Genomic DNA, 25,636 nt, shown 5'->3' with positions numbered 1-25,636 from the left:
CGTGGGAATTCTTACCGCCAACCTGTTCATCACCCTTGACGGGGTCTACCAGGCACCCGGCGGCCCTGAGGAGGACAGGGGCGGGGGCTTCGAGTTTGGTGGCTGGCAGGCAGCATATTTTGACGATGAGACGGGCGAAGCCATTGGGGCAGGCATCGACCGCATGGATGCCCTGTTGCTGGGACGGAAAACCTACGACATATTCGCGGGATTTTGGCCTCAGCAGAAAGACCACATTGGCGAGACCTTCAATGCCCTGCCCAAGTTTGTGGTGTCTCGAACCCTGACTCGGCCTGAATGGGACGGGACCACGGCCTTGTCAGAGGTTTCTGAACTGGCCGAACTGAAGGAACAATTCGACGACATCCACATGTTCGGCAGCGGCCACCTCATCCGCTCGCTGCTGGAGGCCGATCTCCTCGATCGACTGAACCTTTTCCTCTACCCGCTCACCTTCGGCTCGGGAAAGCGACTGTTTGACGACGGCTCCGGCGTCCCCGCTGCTTTCAGGTTCGCCCAACCACCCGTGGCGTTCCCGAAAGGTGCGGTCCTGCTGTCCTACGAGCGTTCCGGAGAGCCGATTACGGGCATCACCATCGGGCAAGGCTAGCCACTCACCGAAATGTCGCAGATCATGGCCCTCTTCAGGATCCTGGCCGGCCTGGCCACTCCTTGCCCGCCCACGGGTCATAGTCTGCGATCAACTCCTCCTGAGCCGGTCGTCGGTCTTCCGGGATGTGTTGGAGATTCACCCGCACCCGGTACCAAAGCGAACTCGATCCCCGCATCCCGTCCACCAGGACGTCGGCGGGGTGCAGGAAGGAGACAACGCCTGCGTGCCGGGACTTCCACTCCTCAAGTGCTGCCCCGGCCTCGGGTTTGGTCTTGGTCCGGGCCACCTCGATGAGGGGCATCATTGACACCCGGCGACCCGAGCCATCGCCTGCTCTGGGGGCTTTCTCGGCCGGGCCGAGCTCGGCAGCCAAGGCCAAGAGTCCATCGAGCGAACCGGGAGCTTCATCGATTCCTGCGTGAGGGTCGCCCAGATCCGAGAAACGCGCAGGTACTGTGCGGACCGTGAACTGCTCCGGCCGGGCGGAGCGCACCTCGTCCCACGTGAGCGGCGTCGAGACTCGGGCGTCGGGCCTGGAACGGACCGAGTACGCGGAAGCTACGGTGCGGTCCTTGGCGTTCTGGTTAAAGTCGACGAAGACGCTCTCACCCCGCTCCTCCTTCCACCATTTGGCCGTTGCCAGCCCCGGAGCACGGTTCTCCACTTCGCGGGCAAGGGTCTCCGCGGCGAGGCGCACATCCCGGTAAGACCACTGCGGCGTGATGCGAACCAGAATGTGAAGACCGCGGGAGCCACTCGTCTTTGGCCAGCCCACCAGCCCGACGTCGTCCAGCACTTCTTGTGCCACATACGCGGTGTCCACGATCCGGGACCAGTCGACGCCGGGCATCGGGTCCAGGTCCACCCGAAGTTCGTCCGGATGGTCGAGGTCCTCCGCGCGTACGGGGTGCGGGTTGAGATCCAGGCACCCCAGATTCACCACCCACGCGAGGCCTGCCGCATCGCGGATGACTGTTTCCTCGGCGGAGGTACCGGACGAGTAGTGGAGAGTTGCCGTGTCAATGAAGTCGGGGTGGTTTTCGGGCACGCGTTTCTGGAAGAACGGTTCAGAATCGATGCCCTTGGGGAAGCGTTTGAGCACCATGGGGCGGCCGCCCGCGCCGCGCAGCGCACCGTCCGCGACTGCGAGGTAGTAGTTTACAAGATCCAGCTTGGTCAGCCCGGGCTCGGGAAACACCACTTTGTCCGGGTTGGAGATGCGGACCTCGTTGCCGGCGATGTCGAGGATCTCAGCCGGGGACTTCGACGGGTTCATGCGGCCACGCTAGCAATGAACAGCCCTCCCAGCCAGAGTCGCGGCGGGGAAAGAGCATGGAAAGCCCATTGGCGTGAAGCGCTGAATTCCGCAACTGGCTTTAAAAGTATAAGTGGGTATGGTGTTGTCATATCCAAAATACTGAAGGAGCCTAAAATGTCTGGGAAGTCACCCAACAGTGCCAAGTCGAAGAAGTCTGGAAAAACCATTCTGGAAAAGAGGGCCGAAAAGAGGGCAAAGGCTGAGGGCAATGAGAATCTCTTATCGAAACCCAGGAAAAACCAGCGCTAGCGTCCGGAAGCGTCGGCCCGCTGAAGTCGTTCGGTGCATTCGCCCACGTAGTGCCGCCAGCCGGCACCATGTGTTGCGGAAAAGGAAAGCCGCCAGTGTAAAGAAACGGAAATTCAAGCTATGCGTTATCTAATGAACGCTCTCATTATCCCGGCACGCCTTCATGAGTGTATTCGCGTGGAGGAGATTGAGCCGGTTATGGAAGTTCACCAATCCCTGGTGGAAGGGAACGTTGAAGCAATAACGGGCCATGGATGGCACGTTCTTCTAAATGACGAAGCGATACACATTCCTTTGCCACCGAACCCTCGGGCTGAGGTCTTGATTCGTGAAGCAGGCGCTCCTGTCGAAGACACCGTCTGCGGCACTGCGGTTTTCCTCGGTCACGGAACCGGCGGTGATGACCAAGATGTCCCGAGCCATCTGTTGAGCCTGGCGGAGCGCCTGTTCGAGACTCGGCTGGCAGCTTAAGCAGCAGCCGTTCCCAGCCGGGGCCGGGGCGGGCCGACTATATTGGCCCTGTCAGCCCACCACCACCACTGAGGGAGCCTGCACACTATGGCCAAGGAACTTGCCACCCAACTTATCGAACAACTCCAGGCTGCCGGTGTGCAGCGGATCTACGGAATCGTTGGCGACAGCCTCAATCCGATCGTGGATGCTGTCCGGCAAACAGGAGGCTCAAAGAAGGGCGGCATCGACTGGATCCATGTCCGCCACGAGGAAGCTGCCGCATTTGCTGCCGCTGCAGAGGCCCAATTGACGGGAAAGTTGGCTGTTTGCGCGGGCTCATGCGGGCCCGGCAATCTGCACCTGATCAATGGACTGTACGACGCCAACCGTACCGGGGCCCCGGTGCTCGCCATCGCTTCCCACATTCCCAGCAAGCAGATTGGCAGCGGCTTCTTCCAGGAAACCCATCCGGACCGCCTCTTCAACGAATGCTCGGTGTATTCGGAGATGATCAGTACCGCCGAGCAAGCGCCGCGGGTCATGCACAGCGCCATCCAGAGTGCGGTTGCACTGAGGGGTGTGGCAGTCGTGACGCTTCCGGGCGACATTGCCGGGCTTGAGGCAACCGCGCCAACCCCGCTGCCGGCAACGTTCCGGCCCGCCACAGTGGTTCCGGATTCGGCCAGCGTCCGCGAACTGGCCGACGCCATTAACGACGCAGCTAAGGTGGCCATTTTCGCCGGCGCCGGCGTCGAAGGCGCCCATGACGAGTTGATCGCACTGGCAGAACGGGTCAACGCACCCATCGGCCACTCCCTGAGAGGGAAGGACTTCGTCCAGTACGACAACCCCTTCGACATCGGCATGACCGGGCTCCTCGGCTATGGAGCGGCCGCCGAGGGCATCGAAGACGCAGACCTGTTGATCCTGCTCGGCACCGACTTTCCCTATGACCAGTTCCTGCCGGACACCCGGACGGCCCAGGTTGACCGTGCGGCACAGCGGCTGGGGAGGCGGACCGACGTCGACATTGCAGTCCATGGTGACGTACTGCCAACCTTGAGGTCCCTACTGCCGTTGGTGACGCCGAAGAAGAACCGACGGTTCCTTGACCAGATGCTGAAGAAGCATGACCGCCTGATGAACAAAGCCGTGGGCGCCTACACGCGGAAAGTGGAGAAGAAGCAGCCCATCCACCCCGAGTACGCCGCCTCCCTGCTGGACCAGGTGGCAGCCGAAGACGCCATCTTCACAGCCGATACCGGCATGTGCAACGTTTGGACTGCGCGCTACATCAACCCGTTGGGAACCCGTCGTCTTATTGGTTCCTACCTCCACGGTTCCATGGCCAACGCCCTTCCGCACGCGATCGGGGCGCAGGTGGCCTACCCGGGGCGACAAGTAGTGTCTGTATCCGGCGACGGCGGCCTGTCCATGTTGCTGGGGGAGCTCATCACAGTGGCCGCGCACCAACTACCGGTGAATGTGGTGGTCTTCAACAACTCCACGCTGGGCATGGTGAAGCTCGAAATGCTGGTGGACGGGCTACCCGACTTCGGCGTGGACGTCCCTGACGCCAACTACGCTGCGGTGGCCAAGGCCCTGGGTTTCCATGCCGTTCGGGTCACGGATCCGGCGGACATGGAGGCAGCGTACCGGGCGGCATTCGCGCATCCCGGCCCGTCCTTGGTGGAGCTCATCACTGACCCCAACGCCCTGTCCATTCCGCCAAAGATTTCGGGTTCGCAGGTCATTGGATTCGCAACGGCCATGTCCAAAGTGGTCCTGAACCGCGGTGCCGGGGAGGCTGTCAGCATGGCACGAAGCAACCTGCGCAACATTCCCCGGCGGTAGGCTACCGCCCGCAGGCGGCGGCGAGGTACGGTGCTGTCCGGCTTGTTCGGGAACCCGCGACGACGGCCGGCGGGCCGGCGACGATGATCTCGCCGCCGGCATCGCCGCCGTCGGGACCCAGATCGATCACCCAGTCGGCCCCTGCCACGACGTCCATCTCATGTTCCACCACGATGACGGTGTTACCGGCATCCACCAACCTGTGCAACTGGGCCATCAGGAGTTGGACGTCGGCAGGATGCAACCCTGTGGTGGGCTCGTCCAGCAGATAGAGGGTGTGGCCGCGCTGGACCCGCTGCAATTCCGTGGCGAGTTTGATGCGCTGAGCTTCGCCGCCGGAAAGCTCCGTGGCAGGCTGGCCCAGGCGGAGGTAGCCCAAGCCCACTTCGCGAAGAGTTTGGAGGCTGCGGGCAACGCCCGGGAGATCAGCCAGGAACTCGGACGCTGCGTTCACGGTCATGCCCAGGACATCGGCAATGGTCCGTCCGCGGTAGGTGACCTCCAAGGTTTCGGGATTGAACCGAGAGCCGTTGCATTCGGGGCAGGGGCCGTAGCTCCCCGGCAGGAACAGCAGTTCCACCGCAACAAACCCTTCTCCTTGACAGGCTTCGCAGCGGCCTCCGGCCACGTTGAAGGAGAACCGGCCAGCGCCGAAGCCCCGGGAACGGGCGCCTTCAGTGGCGGCAAACTCTTTCCGGACTCCGTCGAAGAGCCCTGTGTAGGTGGCCAGGTTGGAGCGAGGGGTCCGGCCGATGGGCTTTTGGTCCACCTTGACCAGGCGATCGAGCTGGTGGAGCCCGGATACCAAGCCCACAGCGGCTGGCGTGTGCGGAGTGTCTGTGCGTGCGATGTCCGGGTCGAGAGCTTCCGGATGCAGTTCGGCCCCCACCACCTCGGCCAGAACGTGGCTGACCAGAGTGGACTTGCCAGAGCCCGACACACCTGTCACGGCTGTCAGCACGCCCAGCGGGAACTCGGCCTGTAGCTCGCGAAGGTTGTGCCTGTTGATGTTCTGGAGCTTGAGCCACTCTTTCGGTGGCCGCGGAGATGCAGGGCCCTTCCCGGCGGTGACCAAATCGTCGTCGTGCGTCTTCTCTGAACCAGCGGATAGCGAGCGGTTATCGGGGAACAGGAAGGGTCGCGTGATGGAATCCTGCACATCCGCCAGCCCGCCCACGGGACCGCTGTAGAGCACCTGTCCGCCGCCCTCACCCGCGTGCGGTCCAACATCCACCAACCAATCGGCAGCCCTGACGAAATCCATATTGTGTTCCACCACGAACACTGAATTGCCGGACCGCTTCAGCTGGTCCAGTACCGCGAGGAGAGGCTCGGCATCGGCCGGGTGTAGTCCGGCAGATGGCTCATCAAGGACGTAGATGACGCCGAAAAGCCCTGAACGGAGCTGCGTGGCGATACGAAGCCTCTGCATCTCGCCGGGGGAGAGAGTAGGGGTGGGGCGCCCCAGCGCGAGGTAACCCAAGCCCAGATCCAGGAGTACCGTGACCCGGCTCAGCAGGTCCCGGGTGATGGCGACGGCTACCTCGTTGCCTTCACCGGAGGTCTGGGTGCGCGAGGCGGTGCCGGCCGCAGTCAATTCCGTGGTGGGGCGGATGATGTTGGCAAGCTCGGTCATCGGCATCGCATTGAGTTCGGCTATGGTTTTGCCGGCGAACGTGACGGCGAGTGCTTCCGGCCGCAGCCCACTGCCACCGCACTGCGGGCACCGCCCCGTTTCCATGAATCGCAGCACCCTGTCACGCATGGTGGTGCTCTTGGAGTCGGCCAGAGTGTGGAGGACGTAGCTCTTGGCACTCCAAAACCGGCCCTTGTAAGGCTTGGCCACGCGATCCCGTTGGGGCGTCACTTCCACTACAGGCTGCTCGTCCGTGAAGAGGATCCAGTCGCGATCCTTCTTGGGCAGCTTTCGCCATGGTGTGTCCACGTCGTAGCCCAGGTGAGTGAGGATGTCGCGGAGATTCTTTCCTTGCCACGCTCCGGGCCATGCAGCGATCGCACCATCGCGGATACTGAGGGACGGATCGGGAACCAAGGATTCTTCGGTGACAGTGTGGGCGACACCCAGTCCATGGCACTCCGGGCAAGCACCGGCGGCTGTGTTGGGAGAGAAAGCGTCGGAGTCCAGCTGCCGGGCGCCTTCCGGATAGCTGCCCGCACGCGAGAAGAGCATCCGCAGCGAGTTGGACAGCGTCGTCAGCGTGCCAACGCTGGAACGGGCGGTGGCTGTGCCCCGACGTTGTTGGAGTGCGACGGCGGGCGGCAGCCCGGTGATTGACTCCACCTTGGGGTTGTGGCCCTGTTGGATGAGGCGTCGGGCGTAGGGGGCCACGGATTCGAAGTAGCGGCGCTGGGCTTCGGCAAAAATGGTGCCGAACGCCAGGGACGACTTTCCGGAGCCCGAGACTCCGGTGAACGCGACGATTGCATCGCGGGGTACGTCCACGTCCACGTTGCAGAGGTTGTTCTCGCGGGCACCACGGACCCTGACGAAGCCATCCTCGGCCTCGGCAAACTGTGGTGTTGGCTGGTCGGAATCGGGCTGCCGGGCAATTGTCAGTTTACTGTCCATTGATACGACTCTATCGTTCCGGACCCGGCGCGCTGTACGACGAATCGGTGGACATGGGCGAGCATCTTCAGGCATTCATGAACCTGATCAAGAAGGCCTGATCCAAGAATGATAAAGCCGTGGTGTTATCCGGTCCCCGAGAGGACAATGCGGTTCATGGCTGAACAAATCCTCGGGGACCAGGGCGTTCAAGAACAAGGCGGCAATGAGAACGTGGTCAAGCGGTTAATCGACTGCATCAACGATCGCCGGATCGAGGTTATGGATGAGCTCTTCCATGACGACGCCGTGATGCACTGGCCTCAGTCCGGCGAGCTTGTTCGCGGCGCAGAAAACCGGCGGGGCATCTACAACGCCTTTCCGCAGCTCCCCACCATCACGCCGCGTCGCCTGCTCAGCGACGGCAATCTGGTGGTAGCTGAGGCACGGCTGGACTACGGTGGACCCACCTTTGAGACGGTCTTCATCTTTGAATTTCGCGACGGCAAGATCGCCAAGGAGACAGCATACTGGAGTGAGGCCTTTCCGGCTCCGGAATGGCGTTCGCAGTGGGTTGAGATCAGCAGTTCTTAGGGGCGCTCGACGGCGGCCACCGCACTGATCTCCACCAAGGCCCCTGGTACGCCTAGTCCCGCCACAAACGCTGCGGTCACCAAGGGCGGTTCGTCGGATGCGAGCTTGGCAGCAATGGCTCCGTACCCGGCTGAGAGGTCGGCGCCGTCGACGAAGAGTACGGTCCACTGAATGACATCTCCGAGTGTTGCTCCTACGGCCTCCAATGCTGTCTTGGCGTTGTCCAGGGCGCGTGCAGACTGAACAGCCGCATCGCCTTCCCCGATGAGTGCACCCTGTGCGTCCACGGCGTTCTGCCCGCCGACGTAAATGGTGGTGGCGCCGGGAGGAACAACGGCGACGTGGCTGAAGGCAGGACTGGTCACGAGCCCGTCCGGACGGATGCGTTGAATGGGTGACATGACTGTATGGTCTCACCAGCGGCCGTCAGCTAACAGGGGATGAAGCCTACTCCGCGGCTGGTCGGCGTCGTTGCTGCTTGGTCGCTGATCTGAGTTCTTTTGCTGCACGGTGGCGTCGGGCGGAACCGCGCGTCGGCTTGGAGGCGCGGCGGACGGTCTCCGGAACGAGGCCTGCCCTGATGAGTTCGGCGAGCTTGGCCACAGCGATGTCGCGATTCCGTAGTTGGGATCGTTCCTCCGACGCGGTCACGGTAATCACCCCAGCGACGAGCCGGCGTCCGAGGCGTGTGAGCAGCAACTGCCGCTGCTCATCTGTCAGACTCGCCGATCCGGCGACACTCCACATCAACTCCGCACGACTGTCGGTGGTATTCACATGCTGACCGCCGGGTCCGGACGAACGGGAGAATCGCCAGCTGAGTTCCGCGGCGGGGATCGTCAGCGAGGGCGAGATTTCCAGGTCCATGAATCAAGCGTCGCACGTCATGGGCGCTCCCGCGGGCAGGTCCTGAGTGACATTTACTGACACGTTTCGGGAATTAGGTAAGGCTAAGCTAATCTTTCATTTTGTGATTGAACTGAGTGAACTCTCCGGGCTCGAGGCTACTGACCTGGTCCTCCGTTATGGGGACAAGGATGTGGTCCATGGAGCAGGACTTCGCCTTGAGCCGGGTCGTATCGTTGCGCTGGTGGGTCCGAATGGCAGCGGAAAGTCCACCCTGCTCCGCGCGCTTGCGCGATTGCACGAGGCATCTTCCGGAACCGTGAAGGTCAAGCCCGCCGACGGTGAGGCAACGGATGCGCTGATGATGAAGCGCAGCGACTTCGCCCGGCATGTGACACTGCTCTCCCAGAGCCGTCCCGTGCCGCACGGGCTGAGTGTCCGCGACGTCGTCGAGTTCGGACGCCATCCGCACCGGGGACGGTGGCGCGCGGCCGATCCTGAAGGTCCTGCCGCCGTCCACCGTGCCATGGAGCTGACTGGCGTAGCCGGGCTTGCTTCCCGGGGCGTCCACGAACTGTCGGGCGGACAACTGCAGCGTGTATGGCTGGCAAGCTGCCTGGCGCAAGACACCTCGGTTCTGCTGCTCGATGAACCAACCAACCACCTGGACCTCCGCTACAAAGTGGAGATTTTCGATCTGGTGTACGACCTCGCCCGCGTCCATGGAGTGGCAATCGGCGTTGTCCTGCACGACCTCGATGAGGCAGCCGCACTTGCCGATCACGTGGTGGTTCTGTCCGAGGGTCGCATAGCGGCCGCCGGACCCGCCCACGAGGCTCTCGATGCTGCGCTTCTCAGTGATGTCTATTCAATCCCCATCGTTACTCACACAGATCCGCTGACCGGCAGGCTGCGCACCCGCGCCGTCGGACGGCACAACGACAACTAAACCCCTGTAATACGTCATAACTCCCCAATACGAAAGGGACCACCGTGTCCATGAAAATCCACAAGGCCCTCGCGGCTACCGCTGCCTTGGCGGTCCTGCTCACCGGTTGCGGCACCACCGAAGGCCCCGCGAGCTCGGCGTCGAACAGCGCCGGCGCCGGTGAAGCCATCACTGTTACCGACGCCCGCGGCACCGAGGTTAAACTCGACGGCCCCGCCAAGCGCGTGGTCGGAACCGAATGGAACGTAGTGGAGAACCTGACCACCCTCGGCGTCATGCCGGTAGGCGTCGCGGACGTCAAGGGCTACAGCGCCTGGGTCACCGCCGGCAAGCTGGACAGCACTCCCACGGACATCGGAACGCGCAACGAGCCCAGCTTCGACACCATTGCTTCCCTCGACCCTGACCTGATCGTCGCCACCACCGACCTCGCCGAGCCAGTGATCAAGCAGCTCGAAGAGCTGGCTCCCGTCGTTGTGGTGAAGTCAGCCGATGGCAGCCGCCAAATCGCGCAGGCCGAGGACAACCTGAAGCTCGTCGCCAAGGCAACCGGCACCGAGACGAAAGCCGACGAGGCCATCGCGGCATTCGACGCAGCCGTGACAAAGGGCAAGGCCGAGCTTGAGAAGGCCGGTGTGGGCGGTTCCCGCGTGGCATTCGCCGACGGCTGGGTCGCCGACGGCAAGGTCTCCATCCGCCCCTTCACCAAGGGATCCCTGCTGGCAGACATCAACACCGAACTTGGCCTGGTGAACCCGTGGACCGTTGAAGGCGACCCTGCCTACGGCCTGGGTTCCACGGACGTGGAAGGCTTGACGGCCGTCAACGCCGATCACTTCGTGTACATCACCAACAGCGCGGACGGCGATTTCACTGAACAGCTGACCGACAACGCAGTATGGAAGTCGCTTCCGTTCGTGGCGGCCGGCAACGTGCACCGCCTTTCGGACGGTATCTGGATGTTCGGTGGCCCCGCTTCGATGACCCAGTACGTCGACGCAATCGTCGCCTCCCTCACCAAGTAGTCCCCACGCATGACCGACACTGTGAAAAGGCCCGCCATGACCGTTCCCGCGGCCGTGGCAGGTACTCCCGTGCCCCCGCCGGCGACTGGACCGGGTGCCCGCCGTCGTTCCGGACCAGCCCTGGTGGCTGGCACGGGGGTGGTACTCCTGGCACTGTTCTCGTTAATCCACCTCACACAAGGAACGGCCGACGTCGGCCCTCTCCAGTTGCTGGGGTTGCTTACCGGCAGCGGTTCGGACCAGGAAACCGCAGTGTTGGTCGCCTCGCGGGTACCGCGACTTTTCGCCGGCCTGCTGGTCGGCGCCGCCTTGGGGGTGGCCGGCGCGGCTTTGCAGTCGGCCACCCGCAACGTCCTTGCTTCCCCTGACGCTCTGGCTGTGAACGCCGGCGCGCATTTCGCCATAGTGGCTGTGGCGGCGTTCGGCCTATCCCTTCCGGCGCTCTTGTCCGGTGGCATCGCGTTCATCGGCGGCCTCGCCGCGGCGGTGCTCGTCCTGGCGTTGTCAGGCGGAGGTGCCAATGGCACCGGCGGTCCTATCCGCCTGGTCCTCGCAGGCACAGCATTGGCGTTGGGGCTGCATTCTGCCACCAGCGCCTTCCTTCTCTTGTTCAGTCAGGAAACTACCGGCCTCTATGCCTGGGGGCAGGGCAGCCTCTCGCAGTCCCGCACCGATGAGCTGATCCAGTTCACCCCTGTAGTTCTCCTGGCCATAGTAGGGCTTTTCCTCCTCGCCCGCAGGATGGATCTCCTCGGACTGGGTGACGACGCGTCCCGGCTGGCAGGTGCAGATCCGCGCCTTGCCCGGATTGGCGCCGTCGTACTTGCCGTCGTCCTGTCGGCCGCAGCGGTGACCATCGCTGGTCCGATCGGATTTGTTGGGCTCTGTGCCCCGGCGATTGTGCGCCTCCTGGCCTCCCGCCTCCGCGGCCTGGGCCGGCATCGTGCTCTGCTGCCTATCTCGGGCCTGGCCGGTGCCGTGGTGGTCATCGGCGCTGATGTCCTGGTCCGAGGGCTTTTCGGTGCGCAGGCAGGCGTTGAAGTTCCCACCGGTGCTGTTACAACGGTCTTCGGCGCCGTCTTCCTGGTAATACTGGCCATGCGGATGTCCGATGCCGGATTGAGCGTTGCCGGTGATGCCCTGGCGCGGCTTCGATCCCGCAGGTTCTTCCTCACCGTCTTGATCGGACTCCTGGTCCTGCTCACTGCTTTGCTGGTGGCCGGAGCATTGCTGGGTGATGCCAAACTCCTGCTCGGTGATCTCATCAATTGGCTCACCGGACAGTCGGGAAACCGTGTCAGCGCGGTTCTGGGTACCCGAATGCCGCGTGTTCTGGCGGCCGTTCTTGCCGGAGCTGCCTTGGCCCTCGCCGGCGCGCTGATCCAAGCAGTGTCCCGGAACTCGCTGGCCGAACCCGGCATCCTTGGCGTCTCCGGCGGTGGTGGCTTGGCCGCAATCATCGTCATCACCACCGTTCCGACGGCCGGTTCGTGGGTCATCACCGGATCAGCGCTCGGGGGAGCGGCCCTGTCTGCGCTTCTGGTCTTCGGGCTGGCCTTCAGCGGTGGGCTTCAACAGAACAAACTAGTTTTGATCGGCATCGGCATTTCCGCGGGGCTGGCAGCTGCCATCACAGTCCTCCTGGTGACAACGGACCCATTCAATCAGACCAAAGCCCTGACCTGGCTCTCCGGCTCCACCTATGGCCGCAACTTTGCCTCCGTCCTGCCCCCGTTGCTTGCCCTGGTGCTGGCGCTACCGGTTCTGGCGGGCATGCGGCGTGATCTAGACTTGATCGCCGTGGACGACGATTCGCCCCGGGTGCTTGGAATCAGGCTGTCCGGATCCCGGCTGATCCTGCTCTCCATCGCAGTGCTGCTGACTGCTGGGGCTGTCTCATCAGTAGGCGTCATTGCCTTCGTGGGCCTGGTTGCACCGCACGCGGCCCGCACACTGGTGGGTGCACGACACTCGCGTGTTCTTCCCGTGGCGGCGCTGATTGGCGCCTGCACGGTGGTCCTGGCGGATGTCATCGGCCGCACGGTCATAGCGCCGGCCCAGATTCCCGCCGGAATTATGACGGCACTGGTGGGCGCCCCGTATTTCGTTTACCTGCTCTGGCGTTCAAGAGTTGACCGGACGGTCTGACGCTCACACCTTCTGCGCTGACTTCACCTCCTGCGCGGTGTTCATGTTCTGCGCGATGTTCATGTCCTGCGCGGGTTCACCTCCTACGCATAGGATCGACTCATGGCCGGTTCCCTGGATTTCCTTGGCCCCATCCTGGAAATGATGACGTGGGTGGGGTTCGTTCCGGGCGTGCCTCTTCTGATCAGCGCCTGGGTCCTGGCCAAGCGTCGGTGTGTTTGGGGGACTGCGGCCGGAGAACAGTTCGCTGCCGGGGGATTTCTGGGCGTGCAATGGCTGGATCAGTCGAACGAGGAACAAAAGGTCCTGTTGGACATCCCTGCCCACGACGGCAGCATCGATTCCCGCTCAGTGGTGGTCCATTACGACCTCTGCCACCCCTCCCGATGTTCACTGCAGCCACCGCGTCACGACAACACTGTGTTGATTCTGGGCTGGATCCTCACTGGTGTTGGGATTCTCAGCACCATTGGGGGATTCTTCCTCCTTCTCCTCTAGCGCGGACCTCTTGAACGCCCGAGCGCACCGGGGCTAGCATTTCCGCGCACCGTCAACGCGCACGGTTAAACCGAGGAGACTGCTATGAGTGAGACGACCGCAACCCTGATGGTGGACCTGATCATTTCCCTGGACGGCTACGCTTCCGCCGAAGGGTGGCCTGGCTGGTGGGGTTTGGAAGGTCCGGAATACTTGGCCTGGCTCGACGAAGAGGGAAAGAAGGACTTCACCACCCTCATGGGGGCCACCACGTATCGAGTGATGTCCAGCATGTCGGAGGAAGCGTCTGGGGACAGTTCAGGGTTCTCCGAGGAAGAGGGCGCCAGCTTGACCGGGCTGGCTGCCATGCCCAAAATCATCTTCTCCTCCACGCTGAAGGAGCCCTTGGTGTGGCCCAACTCGGAGCTTATTTCCGGTGACGCTGTGGAGGCCGTGCGGGAACTGAAGCGGACCCGATCAGGAACGTTCAGCACGCTGGGCAGCTTGAGCCTTTGCCGCTCCCTGCTGGCAGCCGGACTGGTGGACAGGTACCGTTTGGTCGTCTTTCCCGTGATAACCGGGAAGACGGGGCGTGAGCGCATTTACGACGGATACCCGGATGTCGCTCTGGACATGGTGGACAGCCGGACGTTTGACGGCCGGCTCCAGCTGCTTGAGTACGTTCCCCGCGTCATCGACGCCCCGCTGACCAGAGGATGACTTCCGCTGCTCCGGTAGTATCCGGTTAAGCGCGCTGCTTGGCGAAGAGGGGCTCCAAGCACTCTGCGTAGTGGGTCATCATTTCCGAGAATGTCAGCAGACGGCGTCCCGTCAAGTTGGCCGTGCCGGCGTCCTGCGGCTCCGGTGTCGTCACCACGCAAAGAAGAGGTTCTGTACTGCTCCCGCCCGAGGTGAGGACTGCGATTCCCCATGGATCCACGGGCTCGGTGACTGAGATGCCCGCATGGTCGAAGGTGTCGCGGAGCACGTACCGGGTAACCGTCCGCCATGACTGGAGAAACGGCGGCTGCAACTGCTCTATGAGGTCATCGTCAGTGGCGTCATAGGCCTCTGTGAGGGCGGCCGACAGTCCGTCCCACTCGTTGGCGTCCCGAACCATGAGGTGTGCGGTCCTCAGGCGATCAATGGTTTCAATCAACGTCATGGCAGTCCCCAAACTTCCCGTTGCTACGCCTGCCCCGAACCGGGCAAGCCTGACCGCCGTCGGCATGTCACATCAAGAGAACGGTTGGAGCGGCAGCATGATTCCCGGAGCAGTTTGCACCTTTGTTTCCGGCTGCTCCCGCACTCCTTGGGCGCCTAGTAAATCAGTAGTCTTACTAATAGGCTGGTCGCTTGGGGAAAGTCCCCGAGCTGAAGGGAAACGAGGCGAGGCATGACCGAAGAGCAGGGAATCAGCAAGGTTGTTGACATCATCAACGACTCCAGGATCGGAATGTTGACCACTATCAACGAAGCGGGGGCCCTGGTCAGCCGGCCACTGGCCGTTCAGGAAGTCAAGGACGACGGCGACATGTGGTTCTTTACGGGACTGGGCACCTCGCAGGTTGCCCATGTGCGTCAAGAGCCGCGGGTCAATGTTTCATTCGGCAAAAACACCGAATGGGTTTCCATAGCCGGGACTGCCGAGGTTGTCACGGACCGGGAGAAGATCCGCGAAATGTGGAACCAGGTGGTGGAGGCATGGTTCCCCGACGGCCCGGACACCCCTGAAGTGTGTCTCCTGCGCGTTGACTCGGAATCCGCCGAGTACTGGACCAGCCCCGGCGGAACAGCCGCGACGGTACTCCAATGGGTTAAGTCGAAGGTCACGCATTCCCGGTTCAGCGTGGGCGAAAGCGGCACTGTAGAACTATGACCTGCCGTGGTTGATGTGGAGCGGTTTCGGCTTCTCCTTGAGGAGGAACGTGACCGCAAACTCTCCCTGCTGAAGTCGCTGCGAAGCGACATCAGTTCGGTAAGCCTTGCCCGGCAGGACTCCAATGTGGACGACGAGCACGACCCTGAGGGCAGCACCATAGCGTTCGAGCTCTCTCAGGCTTCCGCACTGCTGGAGCAGAGCCGGGTTGGCCTGGATCAGATCAACGCAGCCCTGGAGCGGATTGCCGCCGGGAGCTATGGTCGATGCGAAATCTGCGCAGTAGCTATTCCGGAGGGACGGCTTGAGGCTCGGCCCTGGACGCCATTTTGCGTGGAGCACGCCTCGGGCAAGCCAAGATAGCCTGCGGAGAAGCTGAGCTAGGTGGACATTCCCGGCGAGACCGGCACGAAGTCAATGCCCTGCTGGACCTTCTTTTGGGGCCCCCGGTTGAACCCCTTGGCGTCCAGGTGATTGCCCGCCCTGTAGGCTGCGAGCGCTTCGTCGTAGATCTCGTTGAGCCGCCACCCGGTGAATACTTCCTGGCTTCCATCGGAAAAGACGACGGCCACGGAAACGCTGGCGGGAAAATGCCTGTTCATCCGGATAAAGCCTTGGGGGTCCTGCTGCAGGGAGATCACGTGCCAACCGCGCTTTCAGTAGTGGGTGCTCCCAGTCTTCCGTACTTGGGCTGCATTTACATCCAGGTGACGCAGGGCCACAATGGCCCCCATGTCCATTCTGAAAGTGCCGTCCGAATCCGGGGCCACCGGGCTGACGGCCGAAATCTATGAAGCCGATATCCGTTCCATGGGTTACGTTCCCAGCCACACCAAAGCCATGAGCCTGAACCCCGAGGCGCACCAGATCTGGGAGTCACTCACGCAAGCCATCAGTTCGTCTTTGGGCCTCCGGCGCTATGAGCTGGTGACCCTCGCCGCAGCCCAGGCGATTGGGTCGTCACACTGCAGGTTGGCTCACGGCAAGAAGACCCTGACCATCATCGACGAGGAGCAACTGCGCGCCATCGCCCATGATTATCGCGAAGCCGGGCTGCCTCCCGAGGAAGTAGCCATGATGGACTATGCCGTGAAACTCAGCACTGATGCCGCCGCAATGAACGACGACGATACGCAGCGGCTTCGCGACGCAGGCTTCAGCGACCGCGAGATCGCGGATATCACCCTGGCGGCTGCGGCGCGGAACTACTTCAGCCGTGCGCTCCTTGCCCTGGCTGTGGAGTTGGATGTCCCTCCAGGGGTCAGTCCTGAACTGCAGGAGGCGCTGCTGGCGCCGCTGCCCGCCTCAGGTGACTAGCCGCCGTCGGGAGCTTTTCCTTTGTTCTCCAACCGGTAATTGAGCAGCACGATTCCGGAGGGGTAGTGCCGGCACTCCAGGAGTTCCAGTGTGGTCCACTGGCTGACCCGGCCGAAGAAGGGAACGCCGCCGCCCAGAACCACCGGGATGATGGACAAACCGAGTTCGTCAATCAAGCCCAGCTCGACGAACTCCGTGACCAACTCGCCTCCTCCGAAGAGACAAATGTCCTTGTCCTGGGGGATGGATTCCTTGATCCGGGTGACGAGCTCGCGCAGCTCTCCGGAGAACAGTTCCGTCCTGCCCTTGGTAGCTAGCGTTTGATCGTGCGTGACAACATACGTTGGGACCTTGGATCCTCATCCTCCCATCTTCGACACCTCGCGGAAAGTGTTGGCTCCCATGATGTAGGCGCCGGTCCTCCGCTCGGTCGATTCAAAACCGTAGTCTTCGTTTTTTCCCATGGAGTTGTTCAACCACGAGAGGTCGCCGCTTTCGGAGGCGATAAAGCCGTCCAGGCTTGCGGCCATTCCGCCGAACACGATGCTCATTGCCGGGGCTCCTGGTCGGATTCGGTCTCGGACGTCGAGGCCCGGTCCGCCGTCGCGCCGTGCTTCCGGCTGGCCAGCAGGAAAGGCAATGCGATGAGCTCGATGACACCGGCCATGGCCAATGATGCCGGGTAGCCGTAGAGGTCGGCTCCCCGGCCCAGGGCGGGCTGGATGACGACGCCGCCGCTGGAACCCATCAGTGAATCGAAGCTCAGGACGGTGGCCCGTTGCTTGGACGGGATCATGTCGTTTACATAGGCCTGCCGGACGGGCGTGGCCGCAGAACCTACAACGGCCCACAGCGCGAGCAACACCAGCGCCACCCAGAAGATCCGAGTCAAGCCCAGGACCAGCAGAATCAGGCCGCCAACCAAGGCGCCGAGGATGAGCACGGATGTGCGCTTGTGGAACAGCTTCCGGGCGTGGGGGGCGAGCCAGCCTCCCAGGATCTGCGATCCTGCCACGATCGCGGCGGCCAATCCCGCTATTGAATAGGCCTCCGGGTCGCCGAACAGGTCCAAAAGGTACGGCTGCAGTGCGTAGAAGACGTAAATTCCGACGCCGGCACTGAACGGCGCTGCCAACATCACGTATCGGACGGGCGGGTTCTTCAAACCGTTCTGGATCGACGCGGACAGCACCGCGCGGGTGGCGCGGAGGGGGTGGGTGGAACGCTCAGGCGTGAAGCCGACGTCGTGCATGAGTCCAAAGGCCACCGCGAACATGGCGAGCAGTACCAGCACGCGGAGGAGGAACGGCACGCCAAGGTTGGTGGCCTGGGCAATCACCCCGCCGGCCACTGAGCCCACCAGCATCGCTACGCCCTGAACCATTTGGCCGCGCCCCAGCACGGATTCCAGCCCTCCTTCGTAGCCGGAGAAGCGAAGGGCATCAACCAGCCATGCCTCAACGGCGCCGGAGAAGAACGTGAAGCCGAGGCCCAGGAGGACGGATACGACCGCCCACATCCAGAAGGGGGCGGAGATCTGCCACATCACGTAGTACAGGTAAGTGGATACGGCCAGTGTCACCGTGCCCAGCAGGAACGAGACACGCCGCCCCCACCCATCAGCAACCACCCCTGTGGGGATCTCGAAAAGAACCATTCCGGCTGTGAAGAAGGCGTTGGCGGCGAAAGCCTCCAGGTTGCTCAGGCCGGCATCCAGCAGGAACAGGGTGTTGATTCCCCAGATGAAAGACGCCGCGACGGTATTACCCAGCGTCAAGGTGAGGTAGACGCGCTGGATCTTGCGGGCGGCGTCATTCAGGGTGTCGCCGCCCCCGCCGTTGCGAGGAGGGACCACCAGCTAATTCTCGCCCTGTTGGTCTTCCGCCGCCAGATCCCCAAGGCCGCCAAGTCCCCAGGGATCTGCCGCTACGTTTCGTGACTTGTGGGGATGTCCTGGGAAGCTGCCCATTCGCTGACATCCCGGCGTTCAATGGCGGCAGCCATCATGTCCGGAAAGAGATCCGGCGTGCACGCGAATGCAGGCACACCGATGCCGGCCAGCGCTGCGGCATGGCTGGAATCGAAGGATGGATGGCCGCTGTCGCTCAAGGCCAGCAACGCAATCATGGTGGTGCCGCCGCCCACAATTGAGGCGGCACGACGCAGCATTTCCTCGGCTATGCCGCCTTCATAGAGGTCGCTGATCAGTACGAGGATGGTTTCGGTGGGTTTGGTGATTTGGTCCTGGCAGTAGGCCAGTGCTCGGTTGATATCGGTACCGCCGCCCAACTGCACGCCGAACAGCACGTCCACGGGATCATCCAGATCGTCGGTCAGATCCACAACTTCGGTATCAAAGACCACCAACTTGGTGCTCACGGACCGCAGTGAACTGAGGACTGCGCCGAAGACACTGGAGTACACCACGGATTCAGCCATGGACCCCGACTGGTCGATGCACAGGATGATCTCCCGCTGAATCTCGGAGCTGCGTCTGGCATGGCCATGGAGCCTCTCGGGCACTACCGTCCTGTACTCGGGTTGGTAATGCTTGAGGTTGGCGGCAATGGTCCTGTTCCAGTCGATATCCCGGTGCCGTGGCCGGCGGGTCCGAGCGGATCGGTTGAGTGCGCCGGAGACTGCTTGGATGGTCCTGGCACGTAGACGTTCTTCAAGTTCCTTGGTGACCTGCCGGATGACGGACCTTGCTGTCTCCCGGGAAGCCTCGGGGATCACCCGGCCCAGGCCCACGAGGGTACTCACCAATCCAATATCCGGTTGGACAGTGCGGAGCATCTCCGGTTCCAGGAGCAGCTGCCTCAGGCCTAGCCGGTCCATGGCATCGGCCTGCATCACTTGGACCACTGACGATGGGAAATATCCGCGAATATCACCGAGCCATCGGGCCACGCGCGGGCTGGACGAACCGAGCCCTCCACGTTGCTTGGACCCGTCACCGTAGAGCTCCTCCAGCGCCTGATCACGGCGAACGTCGTCGTCGGACAGCTGAACCGGCATGTCCTCCGCCGTCGTGATGCCATCAGCGTCGTGCCCGCCCAGGACCAGACGCCACCGGCTCAACCGGTCACGGTTGTCTCCGTTGGAAACATTGGCATCGGCAGAAACATCGCTCATGAAATTGCCTCCCATCCAAGGATCTTTGCCATCGCTCGTAGTGCCGGGCCGGCTGCGGCCAGGTCCGCGCTGGTGGACTCGGCGGTAAGGGCGGTGGACCCGACGCGGCTCAACTGCTCGCCAATTTCGCGCCGCTCGGGCCTACTGAAGGCCGAGAATGTCCTGCGGACCAGGGGCAGAACGTCCTCGAACACGTCATCGTCCACGCCATCCACCCAGTCATCGACAATCTGCAGGAGCCGCCGATCGTGGATCAGCAGCGTCGCATCGCCGGACAGCAGCCCATCCAACCAGGCGGCGGCTTCCGGAGCGGGGGTGGCGATGGACAGGCGTCGGCTAAGCCGTGCGGCGATGTCGTCTCCATCCACCAAGCCCGCATCCAGGAGGAGCCGTGTGGCCCTGCCGGCCACCGCGCCGTGGATCTTATCGGAATGGGCCACGGCGCCCAAAGCAGTGTGCCAATCGTCCATGGGCAGTTGCGGAAGCAAGGTAAGGCCGTCTTGAGCTGAGTCGATGGCGCGCCGCATAGCTCCCGCGGCGTCGTCATCGAGCCCGGCGCAAGCAGTAGGCAAAGCCACGCAGGACCGCACCACCGTGGTTTCCAGGATCTTCCGGACATCGCTCACGTCCACCCCGCGGACATTTCCGTATCTGCAGGTGCGGGCAAGAGGGGCGATGGTTTCCAAGAGAGGCGCGACGTCCTGCTGCAGGGCGGTGCGTTCAGCCAGGGCAGATACGACGCCGGCAATACCGTCGGGCAGCTCGGCCAACAGACAGCTTTCCAACAGTTTGCTCAAAGCAGGCAGACTTTCGGCTGCCTGCGCCTGCTCTGCGACGAAACTAGCTGCGGCGGAGGCAACGGTGGTGCCGTAGCGGCTTGCTTCTACCACTGAAACAGCCAGCTCAGGCTTCCATTCAAGGATCCAAGCCTCCTTGAACGTGCCGGTAGTCCGACCGGTGTCCGTTGGCTGACCCCAATCCACACCCACCAGGGCCAGACGATGGAGGAGCACCGAACGCGCCAGCTGGTTCGGCTTGCGCAGGTCCAGGACCATGACCTCGTGCATCGCGCCGGGCTTCATGCGCAAGCTACGCTGGGTGGCGGCGAGGTCGGCGGCCAAGGGCAGGGTGGGTACGGTATCCGGTACTTTTCCGAGCTCGTGTCCGACGGTGAGCTCCCTGTGTACCAAAGCCAGTGGCAGGGGAGAACCATCGCAGAGAACAGTCTGCGCTGCATCGTCCAGTTCAGGTAGGCCAGGGCTGGGCCGTCCGCGAACGGCGGCCAAGGCAGTAGCCATCCTGCTGGCCTCCACCACGGAGGCCGTGGAAGCATCCAGGTTCTCTTTCCGCAGGGCGTGGGCTACCCGAACCAACCATGTAGTGGCAACGTCCCTCGTGGGGTCCTGGGCCATCCAATGTGCGAACAGGTGTTGATACCAGCCGGGCGCGGTGACGCCTGCACCGTATCCGCTGCCCAGGCTGAGCCGGCTCGAGGTCCAAGGGACCCAGGTGACGGCCACCTTGGTTTTGGGCAAGCCTGCGAGCACTTTGTTGTCGGCAGAAAGTGAAGGGAAACCAGCGGGCACCAGCGCCGGTGCGTGGTACGCGCCGCACACTACTGCGATGCGTTCATGCCCTTCGCGTATGGCGGCGCGCAAAAGGCGTCGCATGGCAGCTTCCCTGCGGTTGTTCTCCACCACGTCAGGATGGTCAGCGGGACGTTGGTCCAAGGCCCTGATTTCGGAGATCGCATCGATGAGGGCTTCGAACCGTTCAACAGGGTCTGTCTTCCGGTGCTCTACCGCGTCCTCCCACCAGCGCTCCGCATCGCTGTAACCGGCAGCTTCGGCCAGCATCCCGATGGCGTCTGGCCGGTAGGCCTGCTGCGGGACGGCGGGAGGTTCCAAGCCGTCGTCGGGAGTAGAAGCGGCAGGCTCTTCCTCCTCAGTAGCCGACAGGGCACGTTCCTCCGCGGCCCGCAGCGCAAACGTGTGCGCCGCGGGTAAATCGATGGCTCGCACCAACTTGCTCGTGGACAGGGCCCAACGAATCGCCACCCACTCGGGCGAGAAGCTGGCCATCGGGTAGAAGGAAGCTAAACGGGGCTCGTCCACCGCGTAGATCAGGCCTGCGACGGGCGGAACCATGTCCGGATCCGTGACCAGCGGGATGACTTGGTCCAGTTCCGGCGGCCCTTCCACCATCACCAGATCGGGCCGAAGGGTGGCCAAGGCCTCAGCGACGGAATGGGCAGAACCCGGACCGTGGTGCCGGATCCCCAGAATATGGACGTCTGTCATGTTTCAGTTGGACGATTCGAGGTCGCGGCAGGCCCGGTACAGGTCTTTCCATTCAGGCCGGTTCCGGACGACTGTCTCCAAGTATTCCTGCCAAATCACGCGGTCCTGCACCGGATCCTTGATCACCGCGCCCACCAAGCTGGCGGCCACGTCCTCCGCCCGTACGGTGCCATCGCCAAAGTGCGCTGCCAGGGAGAGCCCGTTGGTCATCACGGAGATGGCTTCTGCCGTGGACAACGTGGCGGATGGCGATTTGATGGTGGTGCGTTGGTCCTGGGTCACGCCTGAACGCAGTTCGCGCATGACGGTAACCACCCGGCGGATCTCGGACAGTGCAGCCAAATCGGCTGGCAGCTCCAAGGACTCTCCCAGGCTGCGAACCCGGGTGGTCACGATTTCCACCTCCTGGTCGATGCTGTCCGGGAGCGGCAGGACCACGGTGTTGAAGCGGCGGCGAAGGGCGGACGAGAGGTCGTTGACGCCTTTGTCGCGGTTGTTCGCTGTGGCGATGACGTTGAAGCCCTTCCGCGCCTGAACTTCCTCATTGAGCTCAGGGATGGGCAGGGTCTTCTCGCTGAGGATGGTGATGAGGGAGTCCTGCACATCGGAGGGTATTCGAGTGAGCTCCTCTACCCGTACCAGGCTTCCTGTTTCCATGGCCCGCATGACAGGACCCGGAACCATGGCGGCGCGGGAGGGGCCATCGGCCAGCAAGCGGGCATAATTCCATCCATACCGCAGAGCCTCTTCGGGCGTGCCGGCAGTACCCTGCACCACCAACGTGGACGAGCCTGAGATGGCTGCCGCCAGATGCTCACCAAGCCACGTTTTGGCGGTTCCCGGGACACCCAGCAACAGCAGGGCGCGGTCTGTGGCCAGTGATGCCACGGCGATTTCCACCAGGCGTTCAGATCCGAGATACTTCGGGGTGATCCGGGCGCCATTGGCCAGGGTTCCTCCCAGGATGTACGTGGTGACAGCCCAGGGAGACAGCCGCCAGCTGGGGGGACGGGGGCGGTCGTCAACTGCAGCCAAAGCGCTGAGTTCATCGGCATACGCATTCTCGGCGTGGGCGCGAAGGACCTCTGTTGCGTTCTGGGCATCGGTCATCGGAAAGCCTCCGTCAGGGATTGTCTGAATGATTCGTATTGGACTGCGTCGCGCAACACTCGGCGCCGGGCGACGTCGTCGTCTGTTCGTTCCAGAAGCTGCCGGCAACGTTGGTTGGCCTCAGGTGGAAGCGCGGTAGGCAAAACTGCGGCCAGGGATGCTGCCAAACGGCCCCCGTCCTTGCCGGAGATCACTGTGAGCACAGCTTCAGCCAAGGACACGGACCACGGCTGCGGCAGGTCTTGCAGAAGCGGAGCCAGCGTCAAGGGGTCGTCGCCGCTTTCCCGGACATGCCGCTCCAGCCAATGTTCCCGTTCTTCGGCAGGCAGGCAGACCAGCAGTCTTCTGTCCGTCCTGACGGTGAGCAGCGCACGCGCCCACTCGGTATCTTTGCGGGCGGCAGCGGTGGCGATCAATACGTCCAGGATGCGCGGTTCGCCCTGCACCAACGCAGCGGTGGCCGCCCGGTTCCGGCCCGAAACCGAGGTCCATACATCCAGCGGGGCTCCACTGATGATGGCGTCCAACCGCGCCAGTCGGTCTGGTTCGCCCCTGCGCGGGTCGGCCGGAACCCCGTCGCGTAGTGCCGCCCCGTCAGGGTCCGGAGGGAGATCGATGTCCAGCCGTTTGTTCAAGAGCCCTTTGACGTGCAGCAGGGGTACCAGCCGGGCGGCCATGCGGGCCGCGCGGGCACTCCCCGGAAGCTGGTCCAGGAGCCGGAGTGCCACGTCGCGAACACTCTTGGCTTTGTCGTCCAAGGCCTGCTCCAGCAGTGCTTCGTCGTCATCATGCACGTTGCCGGCGAACAATGCCAGGTTGCCGGCGCGTTCCCTTGCGCTGAGAGACGTCCAGTGCGCCAGGAGTTGCTCACGCGCAGCTGCCGGATCAAGGCCTCTTAGCCGGTCAAGCTCTACCGCGGCGTCGGCGCTCCCAAGTTCAGACCACTCTGCCGCAGCCTCCTGTGAAGATGGGCTCTTGAGTTCCTTCAGCCAGCGGCCGCGGGTTCCAATGGCAGGTTCAAGGCGCCTGAAAACGGCGGATTTGGTCTCGGCCACAAGGAGCAACGCGGGCAGCAGGCGGTGGGGGACCCGCCGTCGTGTTTCTTCCGCGAACTGTAGCCAGTCCACTACCAGCTGGGTTCTCAGTTCGAGCCCCACGGGTGGCTGGGTCAGCAAGAGTTCCAGGAGCCGGGCGGCCTCGCCACTGGCTTGGGGCTCCGTGTCAGCCGGGGCCGGCGAAACAAGCCCGCTGCTTGGGGCTGCGGCTGCTGTCCGGGATGTACGGGTTGCGACGTCGGCCATGGCGGCTTGATCAAGCAGGGATTCCTCGCGGGGAAGGCCTTCAGGCGCACGAAATCCCAGTTCGTCGGGCGGCTTGGGTGCGTCGTGTCGTCCTGTCCCCACCAGCGCTGCTGTTCGGAGTTCAGCCAACCACGTCATGGAGTTACCACCATTCCGTCGACGACGACGGTCAGCGGACGAAAACGGCCGTCATCCAGTTCGCCGAAAATGTCCACAGCATGGCCACCGGTCAGTGCCAGCAGGGAGTCAAGGGGAGCATCCACCAGAGGAAGGGCGTGGCCTTTTGGATCGTGCAACCACCCCCTCTCCTCGGGGTTGACGGTGACGCCGCCCAACAGCACGGGGTGCCGGGTCCGCCATGGTGAGCGCGCAACTGCAGCTGACTCCTGTTCGAGCGCTTGCATGATGCTGTTGCCGTTCCCGAGGCTTTTGACAACCCCCTGCGGGACGATGGCGCTGGTGAACATGGCACGCTGCGGTGCTGAGCCGGGGTAGCGGGCAACCGTGGCTTCAAGCTGTGCGCCCGCAAGTTGCGGCGCCGCCAGCCCCTGGCCTTGCGCGGCGAAGTCAAGGACCACCACCATGGTTCCGTCGGGGGCGCGAAGCCAGGTCCGTTGTTGCTGGAGGCGTCCGTCGTCGCTCCGATGGGCTCCAAGTACCAGCCACGGGCCCGCCAAGGACTCGGTATCCTGTACGTCGGCAGACGCCGTGGCCCATCCGAGGGCAGCCTTGACGTCAGCGAATTCTTCCGGCGAGAGTGTGTCCCGTGCTTTCCATGCTTTGGCCAGCGCCCACCAGCGGCCGGCGTGAAGGAGGAGATGGTCTGCCCAGTCCGTCCTGCCGTGGATTTGGGAAGCCATGTCCCGCACTTGGTCGGCCAAACCAGGAAGCTGCGAGTCCACCAAACGGGCAGCCACACCGTCCCACCACGAATAAGGCTGCCTGCGTGCAGCGGCAAGTCCTGTCCGGACAAGGTCCGTCAGCCAGCGCGAGAAGTCGTCTATCCCGGCGTCCATGAGGGCCAGCCTGGCGGCGAGACGTTTTGCCTGGGCTTCCGGATCTGCGGGTTGTTCGGCTTGTCGACGTCCTTTGGCCGAGGCACGATCAGCCCTTTGACCGGCCCATTCCTTTGCGAAATCGGCGGCGTCGGCGCCGGCCTCGGCCGCCTCACCCCGGGACCAAAGAAGCAGCAAGGCCAGAGCATGCTTGCAGGGGAACTTCCGGCTGGGACACGAGCACCGGTAGGCGGGTGCGACGATGTCCACGCTCACTTGGTACGGCGTTTTTCCGCTGCCTTGGCACTTTCCCCAAACAAGGACATCGTTGCTGCCCGATTCAGACCACGGGCCGGGATGTGCAAGTTTCCGTGCTGCTGCGAGCGAGGAAGAGTCCGGAGCGGCCTTCATCACTGTATCTTCGCTCCACCGCCCCATGAATCACATTCTGCCTGACCGCTCCGACACTATAGAACAACGTCACGGTGTGGCGCCGGAACAACC

Annotated in this window: 25 protein-coding genes and 1 pseudogene; 11 read left to right on the top strand and 15 right to left on the bottom strand. The window is 63.1% G+C overall.

What is annotated here, in order from left to right; genetic code table 11:
• Nucleotide 1: 1 nt before the first annotated feature.
• Nucleotides 2-610 (top strand): dihydrofolate reductase family protein, encoded by a 609-nt coding sequence (locus J3A64_RS06710; protein ID WP_210063859.1) that lies wholly within the window; start codon nt 2-4, stop codon nt 608-610.
• A 34-nt stretch (nt 611-644) separates the two neighbouring features.
• On the opposite strand, the gene ligD is transcribed toward J3A64_RS06710, so the two are convergent.
• Both ligD and J3A64_RS23625 read right to left on the bottom strand, forming a co-directional pair.
• On the bottom strand, nt 645-1,889 hold the full coding sequence (gene ligD / locus J3A64_RS06705; protein WP_210063858.1) for a non-homologous end-joining DNA ligase: 1,245 nt from the start codon (nt 1,887-1,889) through the stop codon (nt 645-647).
• 558 nt (nt 1,890-2,447) lie between these two features.
• Complete coding sequence (locus J3A64_RS23625; protein ID WP_011774698.1) at nt 2,448-2,603, bottom strand: hypothetical protein; 156 nt, start codon at nt 2,601-2,603, stop codon at nt 2,448-2,450.
• Nucleotides 2,604-2,738: 135 nt separating this feature from the next.
• Here J3A64_RS23625 and J3A64_RS06695 point away from each other — a divergent pair, with 135 nt between their 5' ends.
• Nucleotides 2,739-4,487, top strand: coding sequence for a pyruvate dehydrogenase (locus J3A64_RS06695; protein ID WP_210063856.1), 1,749 nt, complete (start codon nt 2,739-2,741; stop codon nt 4,485-4,487).
• A 1-nt stretch (nt 4,488) separates the two neighbouring features.
• On the opposite strand, the gene uvrA is transcribed toward J3A64_RS06695, so the two are convergent.
• On the bottom strand, nt 4,489-7,077 hold the full coding sequence (uvrA, locus tag J3A64_RS06690) for an excinuclease ABC subunit UvrA (protein WP_374100536.1): 2,589 nt from the start codon (nt 7,075-7,077) through the stop codon (nt 4,489-4,491).
• 156 nt (nt 7,078-7,233) lie between these two features.
• Between uvrA and J3A64_RS06685 the strand changes: the two genes are divergently transcribed.
• Nucleotides 7,234-7,650 carry a nuclear transport factor 2 family protein gene (locus J3A64_RS06685; RefSeq protein WP_238324598.1) on the top strand — a complete coding sequence of 139 codons (417 nt, stop codon included), beginning with the start codon at nt 7,234-7,236 and terminating at the stop codon, nt 7,648-7,650.
• Here the strand turns inward: J3A64_RS06685 and J3A64_RS06680 are convergent.
• The gene (locus J3A64_RS06680; protein ID WP_011774702.1) at nt 7,647-8,051 is read right to left on the bottom strand and encodes a RidA family protein; all 405 of its coding nucleotides are present in this window, start codon (nt 8,049-8,051) and stop codon (nt 7,647-7,649) included. The genes J3A64_RS06685 and J3A64_RS06680 overlap by 4 nt on opposite strands.
• A 46-nt stretch (nt 8,052-8,097) precedes the next feature.
• Nucleotides 8,098-8,517: an alternative ribosome rescue aminoacyl-tRNA hydrolase ArfB gene (gene arfB / locus J3A64_RS06675; protein ID WP_011774703.1), complete on the bottom strand. Its 420-nt coding sequence runs from the start codon at nt 8,515-8,517 to the stop codon at nt 8,098-8,100.
• Between the two features lie 103 nt (nt 8,518-8,620).
• Between arfB and J3A64_RS06670 the strand changes: the two genes are divergently transcribed.
• From J3A64_RS06670 to J3A64_RS06650, 5 genes are all read left to right on the top strand, one after another.
• Nucleotides 8,621-9,445, top strand: coding sequence for an ABC transporter ATP-binding protein (locus J3A64_RS06670; protein WP_210063854.1), 825 nt, complete (start codon nt 8,621-8,623; stop codon nt 9,443-9,445).
• 44 nt (nt 9,446-9,489) lie between these two features.
• Entirely contained in the window at nt 9,490-10,470 is a 981-nt protein-coding gene (locus J3A64_RS06665; RefSeq protein WP_014921823.1) for an ABC transporter substrate-binding protein, read from the top strand.
• A 9-nt stretch (nt 10,471-10,479) separates the two neighbouring features.
• Nucleotides 10,480-12,618, top strand: coding sequence for an iron ABC transporter permease (locus J3A64_RS06660; RefSeq protein WP_286176204.1), 2,139 nt, complete (start codon nt 10,480-10,482; stop codon nt 12,616-12,618).
• A gap of 102 nt (nt 12,619-12,720) precedes the next feature.
• Nucleotides 12,721-13,116 (top strand): hypothetical protein, encoded by a 396-nt coding sequence (locus J3A64_RS06655; protein ID WP_210063853.1) that lies wholly within the window; start codon nt 12,721-12,723, stop codon nt 13,114-13,116.
• A gap of 84 nt (nt 13,117-13,200) precedes the next feature.
• Nucleotides 13,201-13,815 carry a dihydrofolate reductase family protein gene (locus J3A64_RS06650; RefSeq protein ID WP_014921826.1) on the top strand — a complete coding sequence of 205 codons (615 nt, stop codon included), beginning with the start codon at nt 13,201-13,203 and terminating at the stop codon, nt 13,813-13,815.
• Between the two features lie 25 nt (nt 13,816-13,840).
• Here the strand turns inward: J3A64_RS06650 and J3A64_RS06645 are convergent, their stop codons facing one another.
• On the bottom strand, nt 13,841-14,260 hold the full coding sequence (locus J3A64_RS06645; protein WP_286139604.1) for a hypothetical protein: 420 nt from the start codon (nt 14,258-14,260) through the stop codon (nt 13,841-13,843).
• Nucleotides 14,261-14,491: 231 nt separating this feature from the next.
• Between J3A64_RS06645 and J3A64_RS06640 the strand changes: the two genes are divergently transcribed.
• Both J3A64_RS06640 and J3A64_RS06635 read left to right on the top strand, forming a co-directional pair.
• Nucleotides 14,492-14,974, top strand: a complete 483-nt coding sequence (locus tag J3A64_RS06640) for a pyridoxamine 5'-phosphate oxidase family protein (RefSeq protein WP_210063852.1) — start codon at nt 14,492-14,494, stop codon at nt 14,972-14,974.
• A gap of 6 nt (nt 14,975-14,980) precedes the next feature.
• Entirely contained in the window at nt 14,981-15,337 is a 357-nt protein-coding gene (locus tag J3A64_RS06635; RefSeq protein WP_210063851.1) for a TraR/DksA C4-type zinc finger protein, read from the top strand.
• Nucleotides 15,338-15,354: 17 nt separating this feature from the next.
• On the opposite strand, the gene J3A64_RS06630 is transcribed toward J3A64_RS06635, so the two are convergent.
• Nucleotides 15,355-15,615, bottom strand: a complete 261-nt coding sequence (locus J3A64_RS06630) for a hypothetical protein (protein WP_011774712.1) — start codon at nt 15,613-15,615, stop codon at nt 15,355-15,357.
• An 82-nt stretch (nt 15,616-15,697) separates the two neighbouring features.
• On the opposite strand from J3A64_RS06630, the gene J3A64_RS06625 reads away from it, so the two are divergent.
• Nucleotides 15,698-16,291, top strand: coding sequence for a carboxymuconolactone decarboxylase family protein (locus tag J3A64_RS06625; RefSeq protein ID WP_011774713.1), 594 nt, complete (start codon nt 15,698-15,700; stop codon nt 16,289-16,291).
• Here the strand turns inward: J3A64_RS06625 and J3A64_RS23620 are convergent.
• The 8 genes and pseudogenes from J3A64_RS23620 to J3A64_RS06590 all read right to left on the bottom strand — a co-directional run.
• A pseudogene (locus J3A64_RS23620) lies at nt 16,288-16,626 on the bottom strand (dihydrofolate reductase family protein); the annotation flags it as partial. The gene J3A64_RS06625 and the pseudogene J3A64_RS23620 overlap by 4 nt on opposite strands.
• Before the next feature lie 24 nt (nt 16,627-16,650).
• Nucleotides 16,651-16,842: a hypothetical protein gene (locus J3A64_RS23615; protein WP_286176201.1), complete on the bottom strand. Its 192-nt coding sequence runs from the start codon at nt 16,840-16,842 to the stop codon at nt 16,651-16,653.
• A complete protein-coding gene (locus J3A64_RS06615; RefSeq protein ID WP_210063850.1) occupies nt 16,839-18,146 on the bottom strand; it encodes an MFS transporter in 1,308 nt (435 codons plus the stop codon). The genes J3A64_RS23615 and J3A64_RS06615 overlap by 4 nt, the downstream gene beginning before the upstream one ends.
• Before the next feature lie 71 nt (nt 18,147-18,217).
• A complete protein-coding gene (locus tag J3A64_RS06610; protein WP_286139605.1) occupies nt 18,218-19,426 on the bottom strand; it encodes a VWA domain-containing protein in 1,209 nt (402 codons plus the stop codon).
• Nucleotides 19,423-21,726, bottom strand: coding sequence for a DUF5682 family protein (locus J3A64_RS06605; RefSeq protein WP_210063849.1), 2,304 nt, complete (start codon nt 21,724-21,726; stop codon nt 19,423-19,425). Before J3A64_RS06605 ends, J3A64_RS06610 begins: the two co-directional genes overlap by 4 nt.
• A 3-nt stretch (nt 21,727-21,729) precedes the next feature.
• On the bottom strand, nt 21,730-22,836 hold the full coding sequence (locus J3A64_RS06600; RefSeq protein ID WP_011774718.1) for an AAA family ATPase: 1,107 nt from the start codon (nt 22,834-22,836) through the stop codon (nt 21,730-21,732).
• Nucleotides 22,833-24,275, bottom strand: a complete 1,443-nt coding sequence (locus J3A64_RS06595) for a DUF5691 domain-containing protein (protein WP_210063848.1) — start codon at nt 24,273-24,275, stop codon at nt 22,833-22,835. Before J3A64_RS06595 ends, J3A64_RS06600 begins: the two co-directional genes overlap by 4 nt.
• A complete protein-coding gene (locus tag J3A64_RS06590) occupies nt 24,272-25,570 on the bottom strand; it encodes an SWIM zinc finger family protein (protein ID WP_210063847.1) in 1,299 nt (432 codons plus the stop codon). Before J3A64_RS06590 ends, J3A64_RS06595 begins: the two co-directional genes overlap by 4 nt.
• Between the last annotated feature and the right edge of the window lie 66 nt (nt 25,571-25,636).

This window comes from Pseudarthrobacter sp. PvP004 (assembly GCF_017876035.1).
In the GTDB taxonomy this organism is placed as follows: Bacteria; Actinomycetota; Actinomycetes; order Actinomycetales; family Micrococcaceae; genus Arthrobacter; species Arthrobacter aurescens_A.
The sequence above is the reverse complement of the archived record's forward strand: the minus strand, read 5'-3'. Positions and strand labels throughout refer to the sequence as shown.